The sequence below is a fragment of the Pseudoalteromonas sp. AWM4_233 genome (assembly GCF_056158285.1).
This window is the reverse complement of sequence record NZ_JBSWSZ010000046.1, coordinates 1-2,342: the sequence shown is the minus strand read 5'-3', so window position 1 is coordinate 2,342 and position 2,342 is coordinate 1. Positions and strand designations below refer to the sequence as shown.

Below are 2,342 nucleotides of genomic sequence, written 5' to 3'. Positions count from 1 at the left end.
AAGGTTAACGACGGTTAGATTCACCTCTTACACAGCACCTCACTGACAATACCTAGCATTTCATTACTTTCATCGTATAAATAATTTTCCCAACCCATTTGCAAAGGTGAAGCGCGCGTCAGAGCAACATCTTCAACTAGCGGTAACGATTTAAGCTGGCTTTTGACTTGTTGCGCAACATCATAAAAACCTTCATTCAGATTACCCGTATCGACGCGAAGATAATTTACATTATTGGCATTGAACCCGACATCTTTAACCAATTTATTAATCGCAGGAGATAACACTGTGCTTGCACCAAGTAATAAAGCAGTGGCTAACCCAACTTGTAAGGCAACCAGTATATTTCTGGTGAGACTAGATATCTGTGCTCCCGTACCTTTACCACTGCTTTGCAATGTTTGATTAAGCTGTTTGTAAGGCACTTGTTGACTGGCGAGCTTCGCCATGACGATACTGATAAATACACTGACAATAGCACTTGCCGAAATTGTCAGTGTATTTATCAGTATCGTCATGGCGAAGCTCGCCAGTCAACAAGTGCCTTACAAACAGCTTAATCAAACATTGCAAAGCAGTGGTAAAGGTACGGGAGCACAGATATCTAGTCTCACCAGAAATATACTGGTTGCCTTACAAGTTGGGTTAGCCACTGCTTTATTACTTGGTGCAAGCACAGTGTTATCTCCTGCGATTAATAAATTGGTTAAAGATGTCGGGTTCAATGCCAATAATGTAAATTATCTTCGCGTCGATACGGGTAATCTGAATGAAGGTTTTTATGATGTTGCGCAACAAGTCAAAAGCCAGCTTAAATCGTTACCTGCTAGTTGCAGATGTACCCGTCTCGACGCGAAGATAATTTACATTATTGGCATTGAACCCGACATCAGGTGCTGTGTAAGAGGTGAATCTAACCATCATTAACGCTCAATAGTGTTATGTTAACCTACTCGACTTTTCAGTTACGTATTGCTAAGGTTAACCGGTCCTGTTTGGCTTCTAACTTCCAGCACCTGTCATTGCAACGCTGGCGAGCCAATTGGCAGGGGAAACCATTCACCCCAACGATGATGTGAACATGGGACAAAGCTCAAATGATGTGATCCCCACAGCGATTGCTGTAAGTAGCGCTATTAACATCATTTATGAGCTGTTTCCTAAACTCGATAAACTCAGTCAAAGCCTACAAAGCAAACAAGCCGAAGTAGGCCATATTGTGTAAAACCGGTCGCACTCATTTAATGGATGCAATGCCTGTGAGTTTTGCACAAACACTGGCTGCATGGCAATTACAAGTGGATCATGCAATGACTGGTATTCGCCAAGCACTCGAGCGAGTTTGTGAACTTGCACAAGGTGGCACAGCGGTTGGTACTGGAATTAATGCCGATCCAGCGTTTGCTGGTGAGTTTTGCCAACACTTGAGTGAGAATGTGGGTATTCGCTTTAGCCCAAGCAAAAACTTCTTTTATAACATCGGTTCACAAGATGTCATTGTTGCGCTGTCAGGTCAGCTAAAGGTACTTGCTGTAGCACAAATGAAAATAGCCAATGACTTGCGCTGGATGAACTCAGGCCCACTTGCAGGTCTTGGTGAAATTGAACTTGAAGCTCTACAGCCAGGTTCATCAATTATGCCGGGTAAAGTCAACCCTGGTGATCCCTGAAGCTGCCGCTATGGTCAGCGCACAAGTAATAGGCAATGACGCTACCATTACAGTGGCTGGTCAAGCCGGTAACTTTGAGCTCAATGTAATGCTGCCTGTGATTGCCTTAAACATTTTGCAAAGTATCGAACTGTTGGCAAATAGTAGTGAAGCACTAGCAGATAAAGCGATTGCCAGCTTTAAAGTAAACCAAAGCAATGTTGATAAAGCGCTCGCTAAAAACCCAATTCTAGTTACCGCGCTTAATCCGGTGATCGGCTATAGCAAAGCAGCAAAAATTGCCAAATTAGCTTATCAAGAAGGTCGCCCTATTATTGATGTTGCTGCAGAGCATACGGATATTTCGCGCGAAGAACTGAGCGAGTTACTGAACCCCGCCAAACTAACCCAAGGTGGTTTGTAATACCCGCTTATTGTAAAGTGGTATAAACTTTTATCTTTTTGTAGCTCTGTGAATACAGAGCTACTTACTGAAAGCTAACGTTTTTATTGCTCCGCTTTGAGCAATGTGTATGATAGTGAGTACTTATTCAACGATTTTTAGGTATGTTATGCGCTATCCACTATTGGCAATTTTATTTCCTGTGTTATTAACTGCGTGCTCGGACGCTGCAACTAATGAGCAAGCCGAATCAACGGCAACCAGCAATAAACTTGTCGAGGCACCAAAAC

Annotated in this window: 2 protein-coding genes and 1 pseudogene; 2 read left to right on the top strand and 1 reads right to left on the bottom strand. The window is 42.9% G+C overall.

Annotation, left to right across the window (positions count from 1 at the left end):
• Positions 1–20 precede the first annotated feature (20 nt).
• Positions 21–449, bottom strand: coding sequence for a hypothetical protein (locus tag ACXAC4_RS19470; RefSeq protein WP_475164847.1), 429 nt, complete (start codon positions 447–449; stop codon positions 21–23).
• Between ACXAC4_RS19470 and ACXAC4_RS19465 the strand changes: the two genes are divergently transcribed.
• Together ACXAC4_RS19465 and ACXAC4_RS19460 are read left to right on the top strand one after the other, a co-directional pair.
• Positions 448–927, top strand: a complete 480-nt coding sequence (locus ACXAC4_RS19465) for a hypothetical protein (RefSeq protein ID WP_475164846.1) — start codon at positions 448–450, stop codon at positions 925–927. The genes ACXAC4_RS19470 and ACXAC4_RS19465 overlap by 2 nt on opposite strands.
• A 91-nt stretch (positions 928–1,018) precedes the next feature.
• Positions 1,019–2,073: pseudogene (locus tag ACXAC4_RS19460) on the top strand (lyase family protein); the annotation flags it as partial.
• Positions 2,074–2,342: the final 269 nt, after the last annotated feature.

Coding starts and splice junctions, on each gene's coding strand:
- ACXAC4_RS19470 (WP_475164847.1), bottom strand. CDS start 449: ATGGCGAAGCTCGCCAGTCAACAAGTGCCTTACAAACAGCTTAATCAA.
- ACXAC4_RS19465 (WP_475164846.1), top strand. CDS start 448: ATGACGATACTGATAAATACACTGACAATAGCACTTGCCGAAATTGTC.